Source organism: Mycobacterium xenopi, assembly GCF_009936235.1.
Taxonomy (GTDB): domain Bacteria; phylum Actinomycetota; class Actinomycetes; order Mycobacteriales; family Mycobacteriaceae; genus Mycobacterium; species Mycobacterium xenopi.
The window spans coordinates 1574291-1600298 of record NZ_AP022314.1 but is presented as its reverse complement, the minus strand read 5'-3'; the positions used below and the strand labels follow the sequence as shown (position 1 = coordinate 1600298).

Here is a 26008-nt window from a genome sequence, read left to right as displayed (position 1 = left end):
ACCTCCTAGGATCGCTATGTGGGCGCGGACGTGTTGGCGAGCCTGATCGCCGAGCTGCCGGACGGCATGGTGGTCACCGACCCGGCGATCACCGAAGGCTACCGCCAGGACCGCGCGTTCGACCCTTCGGCAGGAAAGCCGATGGCGGTGGTGCGACCGCGCCGCACCGAAGAGGTGCAGACCATCATGCGCTGGGCCAGCAGCCACCGGGTGCCGGTGGTGCCGCGCGGCGCGGGCACCGGCCTGTCGGGTGGGGCCACCGCGGTCGACGACGGGATCGTGCTGTCGACCGAGAAGATGCGCGACATCACCGTCGACCCGGTCACCCGCACCGCGGTGTGCCAGCCCGGCCTGCTCAACGCCGAGGTGAAAAAGGCCGTCGCCGAACACGGGCTGTGGTATCCGCCGGACCCGTCGTCGTACGAGATCTGCAGCATCGGCGGCAATATCGCCACCAACGCCGGCGGACTGTGCTGCGTCAAGTACGGCGTCACCACCGACTATGTGCTCGGGGTGCAGGTCGTGTTGGCCGACGGCACCGCGGTCCGGCTCGGCGGTCCCCGGCTCAAGGACGTGGCCGGGCTGTCGCTGACCAAGCTGTTCGTCGGCAGCGAAGGCACGCTCGGCATCATCACCGAGGTGACGCTGCGGCTGGTGCCGCCACAGCGGCCGTCGTGCACGGTGGTCGCCAACTTCTCGTCGGTGCAAGCCGCCGCCGAGGCGGTGCTCGCGGTGAGCGCGCGAATCCGCCCCGCAATGCTGGAGTTCATGGACTCGGTCGCGATCAACGCGGTGGAGGACAAGCTGCGGATGGGCCTGGACCGCGGCGCCGCTGCGATGCTGCTGGCCTGCTCCGACGAACGGGGCCGCGCCGGCAGCGAGGACGCCGAGTTCATGGCGGGTGTGTTCAGCGAATACGGTGCGACCGAAGTGTTTTCGACCGAGGACCCGGAGGAAGGCGAGGCGTTCGTCGCCGCGCGCCGTTTCGCGATCCCCGCGGTGGAGGCCAAGGGGCCGCTGCTGCTCGAAGACGTCGGTGTGCCGCTGCCCGCGCTCGCCGACCTCGTCAGCGGCATCGCACGCATCGCTGCCGAACGTCAGCTGATGATCTCGGTGATCGCGCACGCCGGCGACGGCAACACCCATCCGCTGATCGTCTACGACCCCACCGATGCGGCGGTGGCCGAGCGAGCCGAGGCGGCATACGGGGAGATCATGGACCTGGCCTTGCGCCTCGGCGGCACGATCACCGGCGAACACGGCGTCGGGCGGTTGAAGCGGCCGTGGCTTGCCGACCAGCTCGGACCGGACGCGATGGCGTTGAACCGCCGGATCAAAGACGCGCTGGACCCGCTGGGCATCCTGAACCCCGGCGTGGCCATCTGACTGCATCGCCGACCGGGACGCCGTGGCGAGTTTGGGGCCCGGGCTGGGTTGACATATCCAGGTGGTTGTCATACGAATAAGACATGACAGCTAGCTTGTCTCACGAGGCTCGGTTTCAGCTGGCGACGGCCGACACCTGGGCCAACCCGTGGCCGATGTACAAAGCCCTGCGCGATCACGACCCAGTGCATCACGTCGTTCCGCAGGGCCGGCCCGCGAGCGACTACTACGTGCTCTCCCGCCACGCCGACGTCTGGGCGGCCGCTCGAGACCACGAGACGTTCTCCTCGGCACACGGTTTGACCGTCAACTACGGCGAGCTGGAACTTATTGGGCTGCAAGATAACCCGCCAATGGTCATGCAGGACCCGCCGGTGCACACCGAGTTCCGCAAGCTGGTGTCGCGTGGATTTACGCCGCGCCAGGTCGAAGCCGTCGAGCCCAAGGTGCGCGAGTTCGTCGTCGAGCGCATCGAACGGTTGCGCGCCCGCGGTGGCGGTGACATCGTCGCCGAGCTGTTCAAGCCGCTTCCCTCGATGGTCGTCGCGCACTACCTGGGCGTCCCGGAAGAAGACCGCGCGCAGTTCGACGGCTGGACGCAGGCCATCGTGGCCGCCAACACCGCCGAAGGCGGCATCGCCACCGCCGGCGACGCCGTCGCCTCGATGATGGCCTACTTCACCGAACTGATCGAGCGGCGTCGCACCGAGCCGCAAGACGACACCATCTCCCATCTGGTGGCAGCCGGTGTCGGCGCCGACGGCGACATCGCCGGCACGCTCTCGGTGCTGGCGTTTACCTTCACGATGGTCACCGGCGGCAACGACACCACGACGGGAATGCTCGGTGGCTCAATGCCTTTACTGCACCAGCGCCCAGACCAGCGCCAGCTGCTGGTCGACAATCCGGGCTTGATCCCCGACGCCGTCGAGGAGCTGCTGCGGCTGACCTCGCCGGTGCAGGGACTGGCGCGCACCACCACCCGCGACGTCACGATCGGCGACACCACCGTGCCGGCCGGGCGCAAAGTCCTGCTGCTGTACGGCTCCGCCAACCGCGACGAACGCCAATACGGCCCCGATGCCGGCGAGCTCGACGTCACCCGGCGTCCGCGCAACATCCTGACCTTCAGCCACGGTGCCCATCATTGTCTGGGGGCAGCGGCGGCCCGGATGCAGTCGCGGGTGGCGTTGACCGAACTGCTGGCCCGTTGCCCGGATTTCGAGGTCGACGAGTCGGCGATCATATGGGCCGGCGGCAGCTATGTACGACGTCCCCTGTCTGTGCCGTTCACCGTGAAGCGCTGATGGCGGGTAACGACTGGCTGGCGCCGCGGCGCACCGAGATCGCCGCCGACCGGATTCTCGACGCCGCCGAACGGCTCTTCACCGAGCGCGACCCGGGTGCGGTAGGCATGAACGAGATTGCTGCTGCCGCAGGATGTTCCCGTGCGACGCTGTACCGCTACTTCGAGAGCAGGGAAGCATTGCGCGCCGCATACGTACACCGCGAGACTCACCGGCTCGCCGGCGCGATCAACACACAGATCAGCGGGATCGCCGACCCGCGCGAAAGGCTGATCGCCGGTGTCATGACCACGTTGCGCTTGGTTCGCGAAAACCCCGCGCTGGCATCGTGGTTCGCGACCACGCAACCACCGATCGGCGTCGAGGTGGCCGAGCATTCCGAGGTGATCAAGGCGTTAGCCGCCGCCTTCCTCAACTCGCTGGGGCCCGGCGATCCGGCCGCTGTCGAACGCCGAGCCCGCTGGCTGGTACGTGTGATCACGTCGCTGCTCCTGTTTCCCGGCCAAGACGAAACCGACGAACGCGCGATGGTCGCAGAGTTCGTCGTCCCGATCGTGGTGCCCGCCGAGCAGGCATCCAGTCAGGCCGAAGGTCGCCCAACCATCCAATAAGCGCGCGCTGCAATGGATTTCCGTGGGATGCGGTAGTCCTGAGACAGCACCCTGGTCACCGACCGAGTGGTGTGGTTGTCGCAAGCCACCCAACCGAAGTGGTCGCTTGCGTCGAACGCCGCAGATTTGACCTTCTGCACCAATGCTTTACCGTCGTCCTCGCGGTCCACCCAGGTGACACCGTTGTTGCGCGCTACCGGCAGCTCTTTGTCGTCGTCGTAACCGGCCTCCAGGAACACCCGCGCGGGAGCGTCCCCGATGGCGTCGAGCAGCGAGTTGACCGCCGGCAGTGACGCGGTGTCGCCGACGATGACGTATCCCGCCGGGCGCGGCTCTGGCAGCGCGAACTTACTGCCCAGCACCGTCGCCTCGATGGTGTCGCCGGGCTGCGCCGTTCTGGCCCACTGCGACGCGATGCCCTCGTGCAGCGCGAACTCGATGTCGACGGTGTCGGCGACCGGGTCGGGGTTGACCAGCGTGTAGCCGCGTTGATGCAGCTTGTTCCCGCCGGGAAACCACAGCCGCACCCACATCGTCGGGTGCAGCGAGTTATCGGCCAGCAGCCCGCCGGCGGCGAAGCTCAGCCGGATGTAGTGCGGGCTGATGTCACGGCGGCCGGTCACGGTGAGCCGGTATTCGCCGGGCCGCCACAACTTCAGTACCGCGCCCTGCCAGCCGCGCGAGGGCCTCTGTTCGACCACGTCCTGCTAACCCTTCCGTGTCGCCAATCAACTTAGGGCAGGGTAACCTATCTTGCGGGTCCGGTTCAGCCCTGCACCCGGGTGAAGCGGTGCAGCAGCCAGGCCAGCGGGATGGTGAGCGCCAGCGTCGCAACGAAAAGGTTGAGCATCGACCCGGTGTAGACCGGGTACCGGACGATCTCGACCATCGCGATCTCCATCGTCACCAGGTGGATCAAAAAGATCTCGTAGGAGATCTCGCCCAGCCAGACCATCGGCCGCGAGGCCAACATCCGGGCGTACCAGCCCTGGTTGCCCAGTGCCAGGGGCGCCACCGTCAGCGCGGCGATCACCGCATAAAACACGGCCTTGAACAGCGCCTCCGACAACCCGCTGGGCGTCGTCGTCGGGGCACCGGCGATCGGCGTCGAGGCGATGAAGTAGCACACCGTCGCCAGCGGTATGGCGGCAAACGCGTAGCAGCGCACACCCATTGCCTGCAGCACGGCCAGCGCCATGCCGGCGATGAACCAGGCCAGGTACGTCGGCAGCCACAGCCGCGCGCCGTCCGGTAACCAGTGAGTGGTGTGCACCAGCACCAGCCAGGCCGGGGTGATCAGCGCCAGCGCCCCCAAGGCGACCAGCAGCAGCACCGGCCGCCAGCGTCGCTTACACAGCAGCGTCAACAGCAAATAGGCCAGCAGCGGCAGCACCAGGTAGAAGCCGACCTCCACGGCCAGGCTCCACATCTGGGTGAGTCCCTGGTGCAGATAGGACCCCAGGTAGTTGTCGGTGTAGGTCTGCGTCAAGGTGAGGTTTCGGAAGAGCCCCATCCAGGTGTGACCGGGGTTCGGGCCCGCGGTGCGGAACTGATAGATGAGATAGGTCACTAGCACTGTGACGGTGTAGGCGGGCATGATGCGCCGCACCCGGTGCCACGCGTAGCGGCCGACCGACGGCGGCGGACCGTCGGTGGCGAGTGCCTTCACCCAGGGGCCGAACAGCAGGAATCCGGACAGCACGAAAAAGATCGGCACACCCATCTCCATCCGCGAGCAGATCAGCCCGTAGTAGCCGTGGGTGTATTTCCCGGTGGTGTAGGCCGAATGCGTTCCCACGACGAGCAGTGCGGCGACGGCGCGGATTCCGGTCAGCGACGCGATGCGGTCGGGCCCGGAGACTTGCTCGAGTCCGCCTTGGGCGGTGCTGATCTTCGGCAGGGTCATCCGGCTGGTTTTCGGCGTGGTTTAGCGCCGTCGCGGCGGCGGCCGTTGCGGGTTGCCCGGTCGGGCCGCAGGTTGATCAGTACGCCGGAGATGCGGGTGTGTTCGAGCGCCTTCAGCGTCGCGCGTGGCAGCCGGGCGGGCAATTCGACCAGGGAGAAGTCGCGCTCGATCGTGATGTGGCCGAAATCGCTGCGGTGCAAACCTCCTTCGTTGGCGATAGCACCGACGATCGCGCCCGGACCGACTCGGTGTCGTTTGCCGACGGCGATGCGATAGGTCGCCATTCCGGTTCCCGCCGTGCGCACCGGCTTGGCGGGGCGGCGCTCGGTGCGACGCGATCGCGGCGGCTCCGGGGGCTCCGGCGCCATGAGGAACTCTTCGCCGTCACGCGACTGCAGCGCCAGCGCCGCCGCGATGTCGACCATCGGAACGTCGTGTTCGCGTTCGTAGTCTTCGACCAGGCTGCGGAACAGCTCCATGCCCGGCGAGCCCAGCGCGTCGGTGATGGAATCGGCGAATTTGGCCACCCGCTGGGCGTTGACGTCGTCGACGGTGGGCAATTCGGCTTCGATAAGCCTTTGGCGCGTTGCCTTTTCGATCGCCTTGAGCAGGTGGCGCTCTCGCGGTGAGACGAACAGCAGCGCGGTTCCCGAACGTCCCGCCCTGCCGGTGCGGCCGATCCGGTGCACGTAAGACTCGGTGTCATGCGGGATGTCGTAGTTGAGCACATGCGACACCCGGTCTACGTCCAGTCCGCGGGCCGCCACGTCGGTGGCGACCAGAATGTCGAGACCGCCGTCTTTGAGCGCCGTGATTGTGCGCTCGCGCTGTGTCTGCGGAATGTCGCCGTTGATCGCGGCCGCGGAAAACCCTCGGGCACGCAGCTTTTCGGCGACTTCTTCGGTGGCCTGCTTGGTGCGGACGAAGACGATCATCGCCTCGAAGGGCTCGACTTCGAGCACCCTGGTCAGCGCGTCCATTTTGCGGGGACCGGCCACTTGGATGTAACGCTGCGAAATATTCTCCGCTGTCGTGGTTTTGGCTTCGACAGTGATTTCGAGCGGCTCATGCAGATATTTGGCGGTAATGGCGCGGATAGCCGGCGGCATCGTCGCCGAAAACAGGGCCACCTGCTTGTACTCCGGGGTGTCGGACAGAATGCGTTCGACGTCCTCGGCGAAACCCATTGCGAGCATCTCGTCGGCTTCGTCGAGCACCAGATAGTCCACCCGGGACAGGTCGAGTGTCCCGCGTTCCAGGTGATCGATGACCCGGCCGGGAGTTCCGACGACCACCTGGGCGCCGCGCCTGAGCCCGGCCAGCTGCACACTGTAGGACGCGCCGCCGTAGATCGGCAGCGCCGTCAGCCGCGGCAAGTGGGCGCCGTAGCGGCTAAACGCCTCCGACACCTGCAGCGCCAGTTCGCGGGTCGGCGCCAGCACCAGCGCTTGGGTGGCGTTGCTGGTGGTGTCGATCCTGGACAGGATCGGGATCGCGAAGGCCGCGGTCTTACCCGTGCCCGTCTGGGCTAGCCCCACCACGTCGGACCCGGCCATCAGCGCCGGAATTGTCGCCGCCTGAATGGCCGACGGTGATTCGTAGCCGACCTCGGCTATCGCCCGCAGAACCGATGGGTGGATCTGCAGGTCGTCGAAGGCGGCGGGCAACCGCTCAGCCGCGATGTCGGAGGAGGTCATTGCGGATTGAGTCTAGTGGCGACCGGACAACACGACGGTTGCCCGGCCACACCGCCGCGCCTGCCAGATCCGTGCAGCCGATGACGGTACGGTGCGCGGTGTGTGGTGGCTACCCTGCCGAGTCCGGACGCTGGCGGGCCTGGCCGCCGGCGCATTGGCGGCCGGGGCGCTGGCCGGCTGCGGGTCGGGTGACTCCACAGTCGCCAAGACACCGCAGCCGTCGACTACCCGGCCCGTTGTGACGTCCAAACCGCCGCCGGCTGCATCCCCCGCCCCGATCGCCAGCCCGCCCCCGGTCGACCCGTGCGCGGTCAATCTCGCAGCGCCGGCGATCGCCCGGGCGGTCTCCGAGCTGCCCCGTGATCCGCGCAGCCGGCAACCCTGGAACCCCGAACCGCTGGCGGGCAACTACAACGAGTGCGCGCAGCTGTCGGCGGTGATCGTCAAGGCGAACACGAATGCGGCCAACCCCAACACCCGCGCAGTGATGTTTCACCTCGGCAAGTACATTCCGCAGGGACTACCGGACACCTACGGCTTCAACGGGATCGACACCTCGCAGTGCACCGGTGACACCGTGGCGCTGACGTATTCCAGCGGGCTGCCGGGCTTGGTCAGCGTGGTGAAATTCCGCTGGAACGGCAACGGGGTAGAACTCATCGGCAACACCCGCGGCTGAGCGAGTCGCCAAAGTGCGCCAGCGGGCGCGTCGGTACGCCGACCTACAGTTGCTGGTGTGTTCGTCGACGACGACACCGTCATCTACAGCGCATCGGATTTGGTCGCAGCCTGCCGATGCGAATACGCGCTGTTGCGGGTTTTCGACGCAAACCTGGGTCGCGGTCCGGCCGTCGCCGTCGAAGACGACGACCTGTTGGCGCGCGCCGCTGCTCTTGGTGACGAGCACGAGCGGCGGCGGCTCGATCAATTCCGCGAGCAATTTGGGACCGTGGTGGTCATCGGCCGCCCGCCATACACGGTCGCAGGGCTGACCGCGGCGGCCGAGGCGACGCGGCGCGCCATCGCCGACGGCGCGCCGGTGGTGTATCAGGCGACAGTCTTCGACGGGCGCTTCGCCGGGTTCGTCGACTTCCTCATCCGCGACGGTGACCGCTACCGGGTCACCGACACCAAGCTCGCCCGCTCGGCCCAAGTCAAGGCCTTGCTCCAGCTGGCGGCCTACGCCCACGGCCTGGCGTCCTCGGGTGTGGCGGTGGCGCCGGAGGCCGAACTGATACTCGGCGACGGCGCTGTCGCGCGTTACCGCGTCGACGAGCTGATCCCGGTCTACCTGGCTCAGCGCGCCGCGTTACAGCGGCTGCTCGACGACCATTACGCCGCGGGCGTCCCGGTGCGCTGGGACGACGAGGATGTCAGGGCGTGTTTCGGCTGCCCAGAGTGCCAAGCGCAACTGCGTGCGTCCGACGACCTGCTGTTGGTGGCCGGCATGCGGGTCAGCCAGCGGGCCAAGCTGATCGATGCCGGCATCACCACAGTCGCGCAGCTGGCCCGCCACGTTGGCCCGGTCCCCCACCTAGCGGCCCGCACGCTGCACGATCTCACGGCGCAGGCCAGGCTGCAGGTCGCCGAACGTCAGAGCGGCACACCACAATTCGAGATCTCCGATCCCCAGCCACTGGCCGTGCTGCCAGACCCCGACGATGGCGATCTGTTCTTCGACTTCGAGGGCGATCCGCTCTGGAGCGCCGACGGCCGCGACTGGGGCCTGGAGTACCTGTTCGGCGTCCTGGACGCCCAGGGCGGCTTCCGACCGCTGTGGGCTCATAGCCGGGCCGAGGAGCGCAAGGCGCTGTCGAGCTTTCTGGCAATGGTGGCCAAGCGCCGCAAGCGCTACCCGAACATGCACATCTATCATTACGCCCCTTACGAGAAGACCGCGCTGCTACGGCTGGCCGGACGCCACGGCGTCGGGGAGGACGAAATCGACGACCTACTGCGCAACGGGGTGCTGGTCGACTTATACCCTTTGGTGCGCAAGAGCATTCGTGTGGGCGCCGAGTCGTTTGGCCTCAAGGCCTTGGAACCGCTCTACATGGGCGCGGGGCAGCGCCGCGGCGACGTCACCACCGCCACGGATTCGATCGCCCAGTACGCCCGATTCTGCGAGTTGCGCGACAGCGGCTGCGCGGACGAGGCCGCGGCGATGCTCAAGGAAATCGAGGACTACAACCACTATGACTGCCGCTCGACTCGCGCGCTGCGTGACTGGTTGCTCATCCGTGCCTTCGAATGTGGTGTCACACCCCGTGGCGCCCAGCCTGTTTCCGACGGCGACGGCGTCGACCAGCATGATCAACTGGCAACCACCTTCGCGGACTTCGTCGGCGACGCCGCCAGCGGCGATCGCACCCCCGAACAGACCGCTGTGGCCTTGCTCGCCGCTGCCCGCGGCTATCACCGGCGCGAGGACAAACCGTTCTGGTGGGCGCATTTCGATCGGCTGAACTACCCCGTCGACGAGTGGGCCGACGACACCGACGTGTTCATCGTCGACCGGGCCTCCGTGCTGTCGGATTGGCACCAGCCTCCCCGAGCGCGCAAACTGCGGCGGCGCGTGCGATTGACCGGCGAACTGGCACGCGGCGAGCTCAAGGTTGACGTGTTTGCGCTCTACGAGCCACCCGGCCCGCCAACCCTCACCGACGACCCCGACCGTCGTGCAGCGGGCCGCGCCCAAGTCGTCGAGTTCGACGATCCGACGGTGCCCACCGAGCTGGTGGTCCTGGAACGAGCCAGCGACGGCAAAGCATTTCACCAAGTGCCGTTCGCGCTCACCCCGGGACCGCCGCCGCCGACGGCGAGGCTTCGTGAGTCGATCGAGGCTACGGCCACCGAGGTGGCTGGCGGGCTACCGCAACTGCCCAACACCGCGCTCTTCGACATCCTGCTGCGCCGCCCACCACGAACCCGCCGCGGCGCTCCACTGCCACACAGCGGCGATACCGCGACCGACATCGCCGCCGCACTGCTCGACCTCGACTCGTCATATGTCGCCGTGCACGGACCACCGGGGACCGGCAAGACCTACACGGCCGCGAAGGTGATTACCCGCCTGGTCAACGAACACGGCTGGCGCATCGGCGTCGTCGCGCAATCGCATGCCGTGGTGGAGCACTTGTTCGACTGCGCGATCACGGTTGGCATGGATCCCATGCGGGTCGGCAAGAAACCGCACGAGCGCACCAATCCGCGCTGGCGACACATAGACGAAAGCGACTACGCGGCGTTCATTTCCGGGTCCGCAGGATGCGTGATCGGCGGCACCGCATGGGATTTCGCCAACCGGGCCCGCGTTCCGCCGGGCAGCCTCGACCTCTTGGTGATCGACGAGGCCGGCCAGTTCTGTTTGGCGAACACTATTGCCGTAGCACCGGCCGCCGCAAACCTGCTGTTGCTCGGAGATCCCCAACAGCTCCCGCAGGTCAGTCAGGGTACCCATCCCGAACCGGTCGACACGTCCGCCCTGGGCTGGCTGGCCGACGGGCAGCGCACCTTACCGCCCGAGCGAGGCTACTTTTTGGACCGCTCGTACCGCATGCATCCGGCGGTGTGCGGACCGGTGTCGCGGCTGTGCTACGAAGGGCGGCTGTGCTCGCACACCGAGAGCACCGCCGCGCGTCGCCTCGACGGGTATGCGCCCGGGGTGCACGTGCTGTGGGTCGAGCATGACGGCAACTCCACCGACAGCCCGGAAGAAGCCGACGCGATTGTCGCCGAGATCCGCCGGCTGCTCGGATCGTCGTGGACCGACGAGCAGGGCACTCGACCGTTGAACGCCTCCGATGTGCTTGTGCTGGCACCGTACAACGCGCAGGTGGTGCTGTTACGCGAGCGGTTGGCGGCCGCAGGGCTCGACGCGGTCCGGGTCGGCACGGTGGATAAGTTCCAGGGCGCCCAAGCCCCGGTGGTCTTCGTCTCGATGACGGCTTCGTCCATTGAAGAGGTGCCGCGCGGAATGTCGTTCCTGCTCAACAGGAATCGGCTGAACGTGGCAGTCAGCCGCGCGCAGTACGCGGCGGTGATCGTGCGCTCGGTCATGTTGACCCAGTACCTGCCCTCCACGCCCGCCGGGCTGATGGAGCTGGGCGCTTTCCTGGCGTTGACTTCCGATGACCTGCGGGCACCCTGGCCGTGCGGCGACGGGCAAGCCGAGCGTCACGGTGCGCTGTTGCGCGGCTAATCGCGCTGCGGGAACGAATGCCGCCCGTGGGTTGGGGTGTCATCGAAATCGGCGCGATAATGTCTATTACGCGGCTGCTCGTCCTCACGAAGCCGATGGCGCGCGGACCTGCGATACCACATGTCGTTCCACGAATCGTCGGGAACAAGAGCGCCACCCGCTCGCGCGTGCCCTGCACCCGAATCGGCGTGGCGATTCGCTGACGGCGGCACAAATCCGGCCAGCGGGCGGAACCGTTGCTCGTGGTCAACATGAAATCCGTTGTGGGCGAATCCAATCGGCTCATCCGCCAATTTCTGCTTGCGTCCGACCGGGTCGCCGTACCCTGCTTCGGCTGATGCCGCCCGAAGATGCGCGGCCCGCGCGTCGAGCGGCTCGGTGTCAGCTGCGTCGTCGTGGCCGAGGTGCGGCCGGGCGGTGAAGGGCTCACCAGACGGCTCCGGTCCGCGGGCGATGGTGTACTCGACGTAGTCGTCGTAGTCATCGCCGACCACGTCGTCGTCCGGTGTCACCGCGATGGCTTCGGTCCGCTCGCCGGCGCGGTCGGGTGCGCCGATCGCCCCCGAAGCGGCAAAACCGACCATAAACAGCGCCGCTGCCACGCCGAACAGCGAGATGAACGCCGGCAGCAGCAACGACTGCGACATCGCCGCCGCGAACGGTTCACGCAGAAACGCCGGCAGTTGCAACGCCGCGCCTTCGGGCCGCTGCGCAGACACGCCGTCGGGCAGCGCCGGCATTTCGGCGGTGATCCGCGAGGTCATGAAGGCCGCCATGCCGGCACTGCCCAACACGGCACCGACCTGCCGGGTCGCGTTGTAGACACCTGAACCGGCTCCGGCAAGGCTCGGTGGCAGGTTTCGGGTGGCCGTGGCGGCCAGCGGCGACCAGATAAAGGCCATCCCGACCCCCATCGCGGTCAACGGTAGGAGCAGGCGCCAGATCGGGGCCGACGGCGTCATCTCGATCGAGAGCCACGTCAGCGCGCTCGCCAACACCGAGAAACCGAACCCGACCACGGCGCGCGGATGGTAGTTGTCCACGATCTTGCCGACCACGGGGGCCAGCAGGCCGCTGACGAGCGCCATCGGCGCGGTCAGCAGTGCCGAACGGGTCGGCGACAGCCCACACACTGCCTGCGTATAGAACATCAGCGGCAGGATCATCGCGGTTGCCGCGAACCCGATCACCGCTACCCCGAGGTTGGCCACGGCAAAGTCGCGGACCCGGAAAATCTCCAGCGGGATCAGCGGCTCGTGAGTATTGATCGCCTGCCAGTACACGAACATCGCCAGGAAGCCCACGCCGGCGACGATCACCGCCCAGATCCACGGTGCCCAGCCGCCGGCTTGGCCCTGCTGGAGGCCGAAGACGATGAGAAACATGCCCGCGCCCGACAATCCCACGCCCGCCAGGTCAAACCGGTGATCGCGAGTCGACAGCACTGGAACCAACCAGGCCGCCAGCGCCAGGCCGATGATGCCGATCGGCACGTTGACGAAAAAGATCCACTCCCAGCCCAACTCGTCGACGAGCACACCACCGGCCAGCGGCCCCACCAGGGTGGCGACACCCGCGGTAGCGCCCCATACGCTCATCGCCGCGCCGCGACGCTCGGGCGGGAAGATCCGGGTGATCATCGACAGGGTTTGCGGTGTCAGCACGGCGGCCCCGATGCCTTGAACCACCCGGGCGGCGATCAACACGCCGATACTGCCCGCCAGGCCACACCACAGGGAGGCCGCGGTGAACACCGCCAGACCGGCCAAATAGAGATTCTTCGGGCCGAACCGGTCACCAAGGCGACCGGCCACCAACAACGGCACCGCGTAGGCGAGCAGGTAGGCGCTGGTTACCCAGATCACCGTGTCGTAGCCGCTATCCAGCTTGGCCATGATGCTGGGGTTGGCGACCGCGACGATGGTGGCGTCCACCAGGATCATGAAGAAGCCGACCATCGTCGCCCACAGCGCGTTCCACGGGTTCGTCACCCGCGGGCGGTTGCGGGGCCTCGCCGCGGTCGCGCGCCGGGTGCTCCTGGCAGCGCTCGCCCTGGCTGGCGCGGTCATATCGGGACCTCGCCGGTGTCGCGTCGGGGCGGGTGCGACGGTCGCTCCCCGGTGCGCAACGACTCCGCGAACCCACGCAACCAGGCGACCTGGGCCTGGGTAATTGCTAGCAAGTACTCCAACGCGACCCGGTTCGCCGCCGCCGCAGCGCTGGCGTCGCGCAGCGCCATCATCTCGGCAACATCAGCCTCCAACGCCGCCACCCGGCTGGTTACCGCGTCCACCGCGGTGTCGACGTCGAGATGGCCGATCTCGGCCAGCGCGGTGACGAACTGCGGGAACTCATCGACCGGGGTGGCTACCACGTCACGTACCCGATCGATGAGCGCTTCGACGCCGGCGTCGGTGATCTCATAGATCGCCCGTTCCGGCCGGTTTCCCTGGCGGCCGGTCGCCGCGCGCCGGATCAGTTTCTCCTCCGCCAACCGGTCCACGACGTGATACAGCGATCCCGGCCGGACCTTGACGATGCGCCCCGCCTGACGGTCGGCAAGCGTCTGGAACATCTCGTAGCCGTGCATGGGACGGTCCCGCAGCAACGCCAGCACGGCGACACCCAATGACGTCAACTTGTAGGCCATGCATGCTCCGTCCGGTCATGGCCCCGCATGGATTATTCCGAGCGGAGTAATCGCTGCGAGGCTACGGGGCTGACGCTCGCCGGCACAACTCCCCCGGAGCACTCTCGTCGGGGAAATCGGCGGGTGCTGGGGTTTTCCGACAACTCCCTGCACCGGCGCTAGCCTGGAACAGCGCCATTTGCCGCCCGGGACGACGCCGGGCACTGGGAATCGGAGGCACCATGAGCGCCCGAGGCACCGGGCCGACGCCTGATCCATCATCGGCCACCAAAGCCGAGCGGCCGAAGCTGTCCACCCGCGCATTAGCGCAGGTCATCGAGCGCAGCGCGCGGCTGCAGGGTCCGGCAGCCCAGGCGTACGTGGCGCGGCTGCGGCGCGCCAACCCGGATGCCACGCCCGCCCAGATCGCCGCCAAGCTGGAGAAGCGTTACCTCGCCGCCGTCACCGGCAGCGGCGCGGCGGTGGGTTCGGCGGCGCTGTTTCCCGGGATCGGCACGCTGACGGCGCTTTCCGCGGCCGCCGGGGAAACGGTGGTGTTTCTCGAGGCCACCGCGCTGTTCGTGCTGGCGCTCGCCGAGGTGTATCGCGTTCCCGCCGATCACCGGGAACGCCGGCGCGCGCTAGTGCTCGCCGTGTTGGTCGGCGACGACTCCAGGCGTGCCGCCGCCGATTTGATCGGCCCGGGTCGAGCCACCGGCGGCTGGCTCTCCGACGGCTTGGCCTCGTTGCCGCTGCCCGCCGTGTCCCAGCTGAATTCGCGGCTGCTGAAATACCTGGTCCGCCGCTACACGCTGCGGCGCAGCGCGCTGGTCTTCGGCAAGATGCTGCCGGTCGGTGTCGGCGCGCTGATCGGCGGTGTCGGCAATCGAATGGCCGGCAAGAAGATCGTTCGTAACGCCCGCAAAGCGTTTGGTCCCCCGCCCGCCCGCTGGCCGGTGACCCTGCACTTGCTGCCGAGCGTGCCCGACATCGGCTAACCGACGGCGACCACGCGGCGAGCTTTTTGCCGGGCGTGGCGGATCGCCCGCAAAGGGTTAGCCTTTATTGGGCGGGAATACTCCGAACCGTCGCAGGTCCAGATGCGCCGCTGTCGCGGGCGCACCGAGGGGCAAGCGTCACGCCGCGCTTGCCCGGGCAGAAGAAGCGAGGCGAGCAGCCGCAGTGAGCAGTACGAGTTCACCATTCGGCCAGAACGAATGGTTGGTCGAGGAGATGTACCGCAAGTTCCGCGAAGATCCCTCCTCGGTCGACCCCAGCTGGCACGAGTTCTTGGTCGACTACAACCCGGAACCGACCGTCGATACGTCGACCGTGACCGACGGGGCACCGGCCGCACCGGCGCCTGCCGCGCCGCCCGAGCCACAACCGGCCCCGGCGGCCACGCCGTCGACACCACCGACGAAAGCTGCCGACAGCAACGGCGCCGGTGCGCCGACGGCGCCGGCTAAGCCCGCCGCCTACACACCGGCCGAAGGCGACGAGGTGCAGGTGCTGCGCGGCGCCGCCGCGGCGGTGGTGAAGAACATGTCCGCGTCGCTGGAGGTCCCGACAGCGACCAGCGTGCGCGCCATTCCGGCCAAGCTGTTGATCGACAACCGCATCGTCATCAACAACCAGCTCAATCGCACCCGCGGCGGCAAGATTTCGTTCACCCACCTGCTGGGCTATGCGCTCGTACAGGCGGTCAAGAAGTACCCCAACATGAATCGGCACTACGCCGAGGTCGACGGCAAGCCCAGCGCCGTCACACCGGCGCACATCAACCTGGGTCTGGCAATCGACTTGCAGGCCAAGGACGGCAAGCGCTCGCTGGTAGTGGCCGGCATCAAGCGCTGCGAGACGATGCGCTTCGCGCAGTTCGTCGCCGCCTACGAGGACATCGTGCGGCGCGCGCGCGACGGCAAACTCACCGCGGAAGACTTTGCCGGCGTGACGATTTCGCTAACCAACCCGGGCACCATCGGCACGGTGCATTCGGTGCCGCGGCTGATGGCCGGCCAGGGCGCCATCATCGGCGTCGGCGCGATGGAATACCCTGCCGAATTCCAGGGTGCGAGCCCCGAGCGGATCGCCGAACTTGGCATCGGCAAGCTGATCACGCTCACCTCGACCTACGACCACCGCATCATCCAGGGCGCGGAATCCGGTGACTTCTTGCGCACCATCCACGAAATGGTGCTCTCCGACGGGTTCTGGGACGAGATCTTCCGCGAGCTGGGCATCCCGTACGAGCCGGTGCGCTGGCGGGCCGACAACCCCGACTCGATCGTCGACAAGAACCCCCGGGTCATCGAGCTGATCGCCGCCTACCGCAACCGCGGCCACTTGATGGCCGACATCGACCCGCTGCGATTGGACAACACTCGCTTTCGCAGCCACCCCGACCTCGACGTGTTGACGCACGGTCTGACGCTGTGGGATCTGGACCGCGAATTCAAAGTCGACGGTTTCGCGGGGGCAGAATATAAGAAGCTGCGCGACGTGCTCTCGGTGCTGCGCGACGCCTACTGTCGCCATGTCGGGGTGGAGTACACCCACATCCTCGAACCCGAACAGCAGCAGTGGCTGCAGCAGCGCATCGAGACCAAACACGAAAAGCCGACCGTTGCCCAGCAGAAGTACATTCTGTCCAAACTCAACGCCGCCGAGGCGTTCGAGACATTCCTGCAAACCAAATACGTTGGGCAAAAACGATTTTCGTTGGAAGGCGCGGAAAGCGTGATCCCGATGATGGACGCCGTCATCGACCAGTGCGCCGAGCACGGGCTCGACGAAGTGGTCATCGGGATGCCGCACCGCGGCCGGCTCAACGTGCTTGCCAACATCATCGGCAAGCCGTACCGGCAGATTTTCACCGAATTCGAGGGGAACCTCAACCCGTCGCAGGCCCATGGCTCCGGCGACGTGAAATACCACCTGGGCGCCACCGGGGTCTACATCCAGATGTTCGGCGACAACGACATTCAGGTGTCGCTGACCGCGAACCCGTCGCACCTGGAGGCCGTCGACCCGGTGCTGGAGGGCCAGGTGCGGGCCAAGCAGGACCTGCTGGACAAGGGCGACACCGAAGAGGGCTACTCGGTGGTGCCGTTGATGCTGCACGGTGATGCCGCCTTCGCCGGGCAGGGTGTGGTCGCCGAGACGCTGAACCTGGCGCTGCTACCCGGTTACCGTGTCGGTGGCACCATCCACATCATCGTCAACAACCAGATCGGCTTCACCACGTCGCCGGAGCACTCCAAGTCCAGCGAGTACTGCACCGATGTCGCGAAAATGGTTGGGGCGCCGATCTTTCACGTCAACGGCGACGACCCGGAGGCGTGTGTGTGGGTGGCGCGGCTGGCGGTGGATTTCCGGCAGAAGTTCAAAAAAGACGTCGTCATCGACATGCTGTGCTACCGCCGTCGCGGCCACAACGAGGGCGACGACCCGTCGATGACCAACCCGGCGATGTATGACGCGATCGAGACCAAGCGCGGGGTCCGCAAGAGCTACACCGAGGCGCTGATCGGCCGCGGCGACATCTCGATGAAAGAGGCCGAGGACGCGCTGCGCGACTACCAGGGCCAGTTGGAGCGGGTGTTCAACGAAGTCCGCGAGTTGGAAAAACACCCGGTGCAGCCCAGCGAATCGGTGGAGGCCGATCAACAGGTTCCGCGGGGGCTGTTCACCGGGATCGACAAGGCGCTGATGGCCCGCATCGGCGACGCGCATCTGGCGCTGCCGGAGGGGTTCACCGTGCACCCGCGGGTCAAGCCGGTGCTGGAAAAGCGCCGGGAGATGGCCTACGAGGGCAAGGTCGACTGGGCGTTCGCCGAGTTGCTGGCGCTCGGATCGCTGGTGGCCGAGGGCAAGCTGGTGCGACTGTCCGGGCAAGACACCCGACGCGGCACCTTCTCCCAACGCCACGCGGTGATCATCGACCGCAACACCGGCGAGGAGTTCACCCCGCTGCAACTGATGGCCACCAACACCGACGGCAGCCCGACCGGCGGCAAGTTCTTGGTCTACGACTCGCCGCTGTCCGAATTCGCCGCTGTCGGTTTCGAATACGGCTATACCGTCGGCAACCCGGACGCATTCGTCATGTGGGAGGCCCAATTCGGCGACTTCGTCAACGGCGCTCAGCCGATCATCGACGAGTTCATCAGCTCCGGCGAGGCCAAGTGGGGGCAGCTATCCAACCTGGTGCTGCTGCTGCCGCACGGTCACGAAGGCCAGGGCCCCGACCACACCTCCGGTCGCATCGAACGCTTCCTGCAGCTGTGGGCGGAGGGTTCGATGACGATCGCGATGCCCTCGACGCCGTCGAACTACTTCCATTTGCTGCGCCGCCACGCCCTCGACGGGATTCAGCGTCCGCTGATCGTGTTCACGCCGAAATCGATGTTGCGCCATAAGGCCGCGGTGAGTGAAATCAAGGACTTCACCGAAATCAAGTTCCGCTCGGTGCTCGAAGAGCCCACCTACGAGGACGGCATTGGCGATCGGAGCAAGGTTCGCCGCGTCCTGTTGACTAGCGGCAAGCTGTACTACGAGTTGGCGGCCCGCAAGGCCAAGGACCACCGCGACGACATTGCGATCGTGCGGATCGAGCAGCTGGCTCCCCTGCCGCGGCGCCGGCTTCGAGAAACACTGGACCGCTACCCGTCGGTGGACCAGTACTTCTGGGTTCAAGAAGAACCGGCCAATCAGGGCGCATGGCCGCGCTTCGGGCTCGAGCTGCCAGAGTTGTTGCCCGACAAGCTAACCGGGCTCAAGCGCATCTCGCGACGGGCGATGTCCGCGCCGTCGTCAGGCTCGTCGAAGGTCCACGCGGTCGAGCAGCAGGAAATCATCGACCTGGCGTTCGGCTGAGCACGTCGCAACCGCCCATTTTGCGCCCCGCTCGCGGTGGCGGCGTTGCCTGGTTCACCGACCCCAGGTACCTCGGACCTCTGGTACCGGCTAGCCTCGACGGGAGACAACTAGCAAGGAGCGTGTCCATGGAGGGGTTTGCCGGGAAGGTCGCCGTGGTCACCGGCGCGGGGTCGGGCATCGGCCAGGCGTTGGCCATCGAGCTGGCCCGTTCCGGTGCCAAGGTGGCGATCAGCGACGTGGACACGGAAGGACTGGCTCGGACCGAAGAGCGGCTGACGGCCATCGGTGCGCCGGTCAGGGCGGACCGGCTCGACGTCACCGAGCGCGAGGCGTTCCTGGCCTACGCCGATCAGGTCAACGAGCATTTCGGCAAGGTGAACCAGATCTACAACAACGCGGGCATCGCCTTCACCGGTGACATCGAAGTCAGCCAGTTCAAGGACATCGAACGGGTCATGGATGTCGACTTCTGGGGAGTTGTCAACGGCACCAAGGCGTTTCTGCCGCACCTGATCGCCTCCGGTGACGGGCACGTCATCAACGTCTCCAGCGTCTTCGGCTTGTTCTCGGTGCCGGGCCAGGCCGCCTACAACGCGGCCAAGTTCGCGGTGCGCGGGTTCACCGAGGCCTTGCGACAGGAGATGGCGCTGGCCGGTCACCCGGTGAAGGTGACGGCGGTGCACCCCGGCGGTATCAAGACTGCGATCGCCCGAAACGCCACCGCCGCCGAAGGACTCGACAAGGACCAACTAGCGGAGCTGTTCGACAAGCGGCTGGCCACCACCAGCCCGCAGCGCGCTGCCCGGATCATCCTGGACGCGGTGCGCAAGAACAAGGCGCGGGTGCTGGTGGGCACCGACGCCAAGGTGCTTGACCTGCTGGTGCGGCTAACTGGCCCGGGATATCAGCGGCTGTTCACCCCGGTGCTCGGACGCATGCTGCCCCGCTGACTTGGGCCGACGGCCCACTAAGAACGGCCCAACGGGTGGTCGGCCAGCCACGCGTCGGCCAGACCCTGAGGATTGGCGCCCTTGGCGGCTTGCCGGCGCATGTCGGCCAGCGCGGCAGTATCCAGCACCCCGGCGACCTCGTTGATCGCCAACACCTGCCGGTCAGTCAGCTCGTTGCGGCGATACAGCGGCACCACGTTCTCCGCCTGCACCAGAGCCGGTTTGCCGTCGACCAGCATGACCAGATCGGCGGGCACATCGGGAGCGGCGGTGCTGCTCCACGCCGCGGTCAGCTCCCCGGACCGCAGGGCAGCGAACATGGTTGTGCTATCTGGGAATTGACGGCTCGGAGGTAGCCGACAGCGGCTGATTTTCTGCGGTGTCGCGACTGTCGCGACAGAACCGATGACAAGCCCGCCGCAATGCCGCGGTAACTCGCTCAACTCGTTGCCACCCCAAGCCTTGGCTGTGGATCGACTCACCACCAGCGCGGGTTTGTCCTCGGCGGCGGTGGCGTAGTCGCCGGCGGCAATGCCCTCGGGCAGCGCGCCGACCATCGCACGGTACACCTGCGCGTCGGAGCGCACGGTGGCGCCGGGCTGAAACCTTTGCAGCAGGCGACCGGTGAAACCAGGGGCTACGTCGGCAGTGCCGGAGTCCAGCCCGCTCAACGGGTCGGCTGCCGATTCGACGCGCGCGGGGAAACCGTAGGAGCGCAGCGCCCCGGCGTAGATATCGGCCAGCAGCACCGACTCGGAATCGGGAGCGGATGCCACGACGAGTTCGCGCACCGGGTGGGTCGCACGCGAACCATGACCACAGCCGACCAGCGCCACTGCTGCGGTCAGTGCCAGCGCGGTAAGCCTGCGGACCGTCACTCTGCGGTATCTGACGCGGCCGACACCGCGGCGGCCACCGCCGCCGCGACCCGCGGATCCAGCGGGCTCGGGACGATCCGGTCGGGCGCAAGGTCGTCGCCGACCACGGAGAAAATCGCCTCGGCCGCGGCCACCATCATCTTCTGGGTGATCCGGCTGGCGCCCGCGTCCAGCGCGCCCCGGAAAACCCCGGGAAACGCCAGCACGTTATTGATCTGGTTGGGAAAATCGCTTCGGCCCGTGGCTACCACCGCCGCGTACTTGGCCGCCACGTCCGGGTGAATCTCCGGGTCGGGATTGGACAGCGCGAACACGATCCCGTCGGGCGCCATGGTGGCGATCAAATCCTCGGGTACCACCCCGGCAGATACCCCGAGGAACACGTCGGCGCCCTCAAGCGCCTCCACCATGCCGCCGGTGCGCCCGGCCGGGTTGGTGCGCTGCGCCAGTTCAGCCTTGACGCTGTTCATGTCGTCACGGCTGGGGTGCAGAATCCCGCTCGAATCGAGCACCGTGATGTCGGAAATCCCGTTGGCAAGAAGGAGATTCGCGCAAGCAACCCCAGCAGCTCCGGCGCCGGAGATCACCACGCGCAGTTTGGCCATGTCGCGGTCGAGCAGCGTGCTGGCACCCAGCAGCGCCGCCAGCACGACGATCGCGGTGCCGTGCTGGTCGTCGTGCATGACCGGGCAGTCCAGTGCATCGACGACACGGCGTTCGATCTCGAAGCAGCGTGGCGCGGAGATGTCCTCGAGGCTAACCGCGCCGAAGCTCGGCCGCAGCCGCACCAATGTTTCGACAATCTCGTCGGGATTTTTGGTGTCCAGGACGATCGGAATTGAGTCCAAGCCACCGAACGCCTTGAACAGCGCGCTCTTTCCCTCCATCACCGGAAGTGCCGCGGCGGGGCCGATGTCGCCGAGACCGAGGACCGCGCTGCCGTCGCTGACGACGGCGACCAGCCGGTTCGCCCAGGTGTAGCGGGCCGCCAGCGTGTGGTCGGCGGCGATGGCACGGCTGACCTGCGCCACCCCGGGGGTATAGGCGATCGACAACGCACGCTGAGTGTCTAGCCGAGTCTTGAGCCCCACGGAAAGCTTCCCCGCTACGTGGGCCTCGAAAATCTCCTCGTCGCCGATGAGAATCTGGGAGCGCTCGTCAGCTGGGTTCGTCACCGCGTGGGGCACGATTTCTGGCACGGTCTTTCAGCGTACTGGGCCTCAGATCAGGCCAAGTTCGGTGACCGCGGCGCGCTCGTCGGCGAGCTCGGCGGTCGACGTATCGATTCGGCCGCGGGAGAACTCGTCGATCTCCAAACCGGAAACGATGCTCCAGTTGCCGTCTTTGGTCGTCACCGGAAACGACGACACCAGGCCCTCCGGCACGTCGTAGGAGCCGTCGGAGACCACCGCCATCGACACCCAGTCGCCGTCAGGGGTGCCGAGCAGCCAGTCGCGGGCAGCGTCGATCGTCGCCGACGCCGCCGAGGCGGCCGAGGAAGCGCCGCGGGCCTCGATGATCGCTGCGCCGCGTTTGGCCACGGTGGGGATGAAGTCGTTTTCGATCCAGGCTTGGTCGCCCACCACCTCTGCGGCGTTCTTGCCGGCGATCTCGGCGTGGAAGATGTCGGGGTACTGGGTGGTCGAATGGTTGCCCCAGATCGTCATCTTCTTGATGTCGGTGACCGCGGCGCCGGTCTTCTTGGCCAGCTGGGCGATCGCCCGGTTGTGGTCGAGCCGGGTCAGCGCCGAGAACCGCTCCCGCGGAATATCGGGCGCGTTGTTCATCGCGATCAGCGCGTTGGTGTTGGCGGGGTTACCGGTCACGCCGACACGGATGTCGTCGGCGGCGACGTCGTTGAGGGCCTTGCCCTGCGCGGTGAAGATGGCGCCGTTGGCTTCGAGGAGGTCGCTGCGCTCCATGCCTTTGGTGCGCGGGCGGGCGCCGACGAGCAAGGCCAGGCTCACGCCGTCGAAGATCTTGGCCGGGTCCGCGCCGATTTCGACGCCGGCCAAAAGCGGGAACGCGCAGTCCTCAAGCTCCATCACCACACCTTCGAGCGCTTTCAACGCGGGCTCGATCTCCAGCAGACGCAGCTCGATCGGGCGGTCAGGGCCGAGCAGCGCGCCGCTGGCCAGGCGGAACAGCAGGCTGTAACCGATCTGGCCGGCGGCGCCGGTGACGGCCACTTTAAGGGCAGATGTGCTCACGTCAGGTGCTCCTTGGGCTCAGGTTGCGTCGGGTCGAAACTAGCGCACCGGGGCGGCCCCGAATTCGCGGGTACGGACCTGGTGGTGCCGCATCGCGCCGGCCGGTTCATGGCTGGCCGGGCCGCGGTGATGGGGCGTTGACGTGTCGCCGCGGCGTAGCATGGACCGGCGCCGAATCAGACCTGCGCTGCGACGGGAGATTGACCCGATGCCCTCGTTTCGCACCTCACTTCGACCGGTGGCCCGGCCCAAATTCGCCGAGCCGAACAGCCAGCCTTCGCCTGTCCCGGTCGCGAACGCGATGGTCGACTGCGGTGTGTACGTGGACGGCGCACGGCTGCCCGGGGTGTACACCCACGCGGACGCGCTGGCCAAGGTGCGTGAGCTTGAGCAGACCGGCCAGGAAGCGTTTGCCTGGGTTGGTTTGCACGAGCCCGACGAGCACCAGATGCAAGACGTGGCCGATGTTTTCGGACTGCACCCGCTGGCCGCGGAGGACGCCGTCGTCGCACACCAGCGACCCAAGCTGGAACGCTACGACGAAACCCTGTTTCTGGTGTTGAAGACGGTCAAGTACGTCCCGCACGACTCGGTGGTACTGGCCCGCCAGATCGTCGAGACCGGCCAGGTCATGGTCTTCGTCGGCAAGGATTTCGTGGTCACCGTCCGGCACGGCGAGCACGGCGGGCTCGCCGATGTGCGCAAGCGGATGGAGGCCGATCCCGATCATCTGCGGCTGGGGCCGTACGCGGTGATGCACGCGATCGCCGACTACGTGGTGGACCACTACCTTGACGTGACCAACCTCATCGAAGCCGACATCGACAACCTCGAGGAGGTCGCGTTTACCCCCGGCCACAAGCTCGATATCGAACCGATTTACCTGCTCAAGCGTGAAGTCGTCGAACTGCGCCGATGTGTGAGTCCGCTGTCGGTCCCGTTCCAGCGGATGCAGTCCGAGCACAAGGACCTGATCTCCAAGGAAGTGCGGCGCTATCTGCGTGACGTCGCCGACCACCAGGCGCAAGCGGCCGACCAGATCTCCAGCTATGACGAAATGCTCACCTCACTGGTTCAGGCCGCGCTGGCCCAGGTCGGCATGCAGCAGAACATCGACATGCGCAAGATCTCGGCCTGGGCGGCGATCGCCGCCGTGCCGACCATGATCGCCGGCATCTACGGGATGAACTTCAAGTACATGCCCATCCTGCACTGGCATTGGGGTTACCCGGTCGTGGTCACCGTGATGGTGGCTATCTGCCTGGTGCTCTACCGCAACTTCCGCCGCCGCGACTGGCTCTAGCCCGGCGTGTCGACGTGTCTGCTCGTCGGCGTCTACTCGGGCGGTGGCGGAATGGTCAGGTTGACGCCTGAGTCGGCGTCGAAAACGGTGAGTTTCACAGTGTCGAGCGCCAATTCGAGCGACTGCCCTTTTGTTGCCTTCGACTCGGGCGGGACGCGGGCGACGAACTGGCTTTCCCGGGCCCCCGATTCGGCGGCCAGTTCGTCGAGCTGAGGCGCATGCACATCCCAGCCGGCAGTGGTGAAGTACACATATTTTTCGGCGCCCAACGATTCCACCAGGTCGACCTTCACCTCGAACGTGAGTGCCCGCAGGCGTTGATAGGCGTCGATCAGCGCGGCATCGGCAAGATGCTCGGGGCGCACACCGACGATGACATTCTCCGGCGCGGGATGCTGTGCGATCACGTCATGCACTGGCTGCGTCAGCGTCACTTCGCCGAACGGCAGACTCAGACCGGTCGGAGTCAGGGTCGCGGGAAAGAAGTTCATCGCGGGCGAGCCGATAAACCCGGCGACAAACAGGTTGACCGGCCGCTCGTAGAGCTCGTCGGGGGTGCCGATCTGCTGCGCGACGCCCCCGTGCATCACCACCACCCGGTCGCCGAGCGTCATCGCCTCGGTCTGGTCGTGGGTGACGTAGACGGTCGTGGTGCCCAGCCGCCGCTGCAGCCGGGCGATCTCGCCGCGCATCTGCACCCGTAGTTTGGCATCCAAATTCGACAGCGGCTCGTCCATCAGAAACGCTTTGGGGTGCCGCACAATTGCCCGCCCCATCGCGACGCGCTGGCGCTGCCCCCCAGACAATTGCGAAGGCTTGCGGTCCAGAAGATCGGTTAGGTCGAGGATTCTCGCGGTCTCCTCGACCTTTTCGGCAATCTCCGCTTTTTTCTTCTTGGCCAAAGTCAGCGGGAAGGCGATATTCTGCCGCACCGTCATGTGCGGGTAAAGCGCATACGACTGGAATACCATGGCGATGTCACGGTCCTTGGGCGCCTTCTCGTTAACGCGTTCACCGTCGATGCGCAACTCGCCAGAGGAAATGTCTTCCAGGCCGGCGATCATGTTCAACGTTGTGGTCTTGCCGCAACCCGAGGGCCCGACCAGAATGACAAACTCGCCGTCGGCGATCGTAATGCTCAATTCCTTCACGGCCGTCGCGCCGTCGGGGTAACTCTTGGTCACCCTGTCCAACACAATCTCGGCCATCGAGCTATCCCTTCACCGCACCTGAGGTCAATCCGGCAACAATCCTTCGTTGGAAGATTAGAACAAAAACGATAATCGGGACCGTGATCACCATCGCGCCGGCCGCGATGGATCCCGTTGGTTCCTCGAATTGCGAACTGCCGGGAAAATTGACTATCGCCACGGGCGCGGTGATCGAGGCCTTGGTAGCGGTCAACGACAACGCCAGCAGCAGGTCGTTCCACGCGAAGATGAACACCAGGATCGCTGCGGTCACGATCCCCGGAGCAGCAAGCGGTGCGATCACCTTTCGGAATGCTTGGCCCGGCGTCGCGCCGTCCATCTTCGCCGCCTTCTCCAGATCCCATGGGATCTCGCGGAAGAATGCCGACAACGTGTAAATGGCCAGCGGCAACGCAAACGTGATGTAGGGGATGATCAACCCCGGCCAGGTGTTGAACAACCCGAATTCGCGCTCGATATTGAAAATCGGCGTGACGAGCGAAATTTGGGGAAACATCGCGATCAACAGCGCGACACCGATAAGCAACCTCTTGCCCGGGAAGGCCAGGCGTGCCACCGCATAGGCTGCCATAGCGCCGACCACCACCGCGATCGCGGTGGTGATCAAACCGATGCCGATGGAGTTGATCAGCGCCGAAGTGAACAAGTCACCGCGGAAGATGCCACGATAGTTATCGAAAGTCACCGTCGACGGAATCAGCTTGCCGTCCCTAACTTTTGAGCTCGGTTTCAGCGACAGCGACAGGATCCAGAGCACCGGGAACAGCGCATAGACCACCACCAGGGTGTCGATGACCGCCCAGCCGAGGCCACGCCTGACGCCGATCCGCTCAGCCAT

19 protein-coding genes are annotated in these 26008 nt (G+C 66.5%); 9 read left to right on the top strand and 10 right to left on the bottom strand.

What is annotated here, in order from left to right; translation table 11 throughout:
- Positions 1-18 precede the first annotated feature (18 nt).
- From MYXE_RS07535 to MYXE_RS07525, 3 genes are all read left to right on the top strand, one after another.
- Positions 19-1386, top strand: a complete 1368-nt coding sequence (locus tag MYXE_RS07535; RefSeq protein WP_085197686.1) for an FAD-binding oxidoreductase — start codon at positions 19-21, stop codon at positions 1384-1386.
- 83 nt (positions 1387-1469) lie between these two features.
- A complete protein-coding gene (locus MYXE_RS07530; RefSeq protein WP_085197684.1) occupies positions 1470-2693 on the top strand; it encodes a cytochrome P450 in 1224 nt (407 codons plus the stop codon).
- Positions 2693-3304: a TetR/AcrR family transcriptional regulator gene (locus tag MYXE_RS07525; RefSeq protein ID WP_003922344.1), complete on the top strand. Its 612-nt coding sequence runs from the start codon at positions 2693-2695 to the stop codon at positions 3302-3304. The genes MYXE_RS07530 and MYXE_RS07525 overlap by 1 nt, the downstream gene beginning before the upstream one ends.
- On the opposite strand, the gene MYXE_RS07520 is transcribed toward MYXE_RS07525, so the two are convergent.
- The 3 genes from MYXE_RS07520 to MYXE_RS07510 form a co-directional block, all read right to left on the bottom strand.
- Positions 3274-4005 (bottom strand): siderophore-interacting protein, encoded by a 732-nt coding sequence (locus MYXE_RS07520; RefSeq protein ID WP_085197682.1) that lies wholly within the window; start codon positions 4003-4005, stop codon positions 3274-3276. The genes MYXE_RS07525 and MYXE_RS07520 overlap by 31 nt on opposite strands.
- Positions 4006-4070: 65 nt before the next feature.
- Positions 4071-5210 (bottom strand): acyltransferase family protein, encoded by a 1140-nt coding sequence (locus MYXE_RS07515; protein WP_085197680.1) that lies wholly within the window; start codon positions 5208-5210, stop codon positions 4071-4073.
- Positions 5207-6907: a DEAD/DEAH box helicase gene (locus tag MYXE_RS07510; protein WP_085197677.1), complete on the bottom strand. Its 1701-nt coding sequence runs from the start codon at positions 6905-6907 to the stop codon at positions 5207-5209. Before MYXE_RS07510 ends, MYXE_RS07515 begins: the two co-directional genes overlap by 4 nt.
- Before the next feature lie 91 nt (positions 6908-6998).
- On the opposite strand from MYXE_RS07510, the gene MYXE_RS07505 reads away from it, so the two are divergent.
- Complete coding sequence (locus MYXE_RS07505) at positions 6999-7586, top strand: LppP/LprE family lipoprotein (RefSeq protein WP_039890995.1); 588 nt, start codon at positions 6999-7001, stop codon at positions 7584-7586.
- 57 nt (positions 7587-7643) lie between these two features.
- Positions 7644-11108, top strand: a complete 3465-nt coding sequence (locus tag MYXE_RS07500) for a TM0106 family RecB-like putative nuclease (RefSeq protein ID WP_085197675.1) — start codon at positions 7644-7646, stop codon at positions 11106-11108.
- Here MYXE_RS07500 and MYXE_RS07495 read toward each other — a convergent pair.
- Together MYXE_RS07495 and MYXE_RS07490 are read right to left on the bottom strand one after the other, a co-directional pair.
- Complete coding sequence (locus MYXE_RS07495) at positions 11105-13066, bottom strand: MFS transporter (RefSeq protein ID WP_232061817.1); 1962 nt, start codon at positions 13064-13066, stop codon at positions 11105-11107. The two genes, MYXE_RS07500 and MYXE_RS07495, sit on opposite strands and share 4 nt — an antisense overlap.
- A gap of 107 nt (positions 13067-13173) precedes the next feature.
- Positions 13174-13758: a PadR family transcriptional regulator gene (locus MYXE_RS07490; protein WP_003922355.1), complete on the bottom strand. Its 585-nt coding sequence runs from the start codon at positions 13756-13758 to the stop codon at positions 13174-13176.
- Between the two features lie 221 nt (positions 13759-13979).
- On the opposite strand from MYXE_RS07490, the gene MYXE_RS07485 reads away from it, so the two are divergent.
- The 3 genes from MYXE_RS07485 (at position 13980) to MYXE_RS07475 (ending at position 19568) form a co-directional block, all read left to right on the top strand.
- On the top strand, positions 13980-14735 hold the full coding sequence (locus MYXE_RS07485; protein ID WP_003922357.1) for a hypothetical protein: 756 nt from the start codon (positions 13980-13982) through the stop codon (positions 14733-14735).
- A 184-nt stretch (positions 14736-14919) separates the two neighbouring features.
- Positions 14920-18615: a multifunctional oxoglutarate decarboxylase/oxoglutarate dehydrogenase thiamine pyrophosphate-binding subunit/dihydrolipoyllysine-residue succinyltransferase subunit gene (locus MYXE_RS07480; protein WP_085197670.1), complete on the top strand. Its 3696-nt coding sequence runs from the start codon at positions 14920-14922 to the stop codon at positions 18613-18615.
- Positions 18616-18743: 128 nt separating this feature from the next.
- On the top strand, positions 18744-19568 hold the full coding sequence (locus MYXE_RS07475; protein WP_003922359.1) for an SDR family NAD(P)-dependent oxidoreductase: 825 nt from the start codon (positions 18744-18746) through the stop codon (positions 19566-19568).
- Positions 19569-19585: 17 nt separating this feature from the next.
- Here the strand turns inward: MYXE_RS07475 and MYXE_RS07470 are convergent, their stop codons facing one another.
- From MYXE_RS07470 to MYXE_RS07460, 3 genes are read right to left on the bottom strand one after another with little or no spacing between them, the layout of a single operon-like run.
- On the bottom strand, positions 19586-20446 hold the full coding sequence (locus MYXE_RS07470; protein ID WP_039890997.1) for a glycine betaine ABC transporter substrate-binding protein: 861 nt from the start codon (positions 20444-20446) through the stop codon (positions 19586-19588).
- Positions 20443-21633 carry an NAD(P)-dependent malic enzyme gene (locus MYXE_RS07465; protein WP_086009230.1) on the bottom strand — a complete coding sequence of 397 codons (1191 nt, stop codon included), beginning with the start codon at positions 21631-21633 and terminating at the stop codon, positions 20443-20445. Before MYXE_RS07465 ends, MYXE_RS07470 begins: the two co-directional genes overlap by 4 nt.
- A gap of 33 nt (positions 21634-21666) precedes the next feature.
- Positions 21667-22656: a malate dehydrogenase gene (locus tag MYXE_RS07460; RefSeq protein WP_003922364.1), complete on the bottom strand. Its 990-nt coding sequence runs from the start codon at positions 22654-22656 to the stop codon at positions 21667-21669.
- A gap of 208 nt (positions 22657-22864) precedes the next feature.
- On the opposite strand from MYXE_RS07460, the gene corA reads away from it, so the two are divergent.
- Positions 22865-23959: a magnesium/cobalt transporter CorA gene (corA, locus tag MYXE_RS07455; protein ID WP_085197725.1), complete on the top strand. Its 1095-nt coding sequence runs from the start codon at positions 22865-22867 to the stop codon at positions 23957-23959.
- Between the two features lie 32 nt (positions 23960-23991).
- Here the strand turns inward: corA and MYXE_RS07450 are convergent, their stop codons facing one another.
- Together MYXE_RS07450 and MYXE_RS07445 are read right to left on the bottom strand one after the other, a co-directional pair.
- Positions 23992-25167, bottom strand: a complete 1176-nt coding sequence (locus MYXE_RS07450) for an ABC transporter ATP-binding protein (protein WP_085197668.1) — start codon at positions 25165-25167, stop codon at positions 23992-23994.
- Between the two features lie 4 nt (positions 25168-25171).
- A complete protein-coding gene (locus tag MYXE_RS07445) occupies positions 25172-25996 on the bottom strand; it encodes a carbohydrate ABC transporter permease (protein WP_172468633.1) in 825 nt (274 codons plus the stop codon).
- Positions 25997-26008 lie beyond the last annotated feature (12 nt).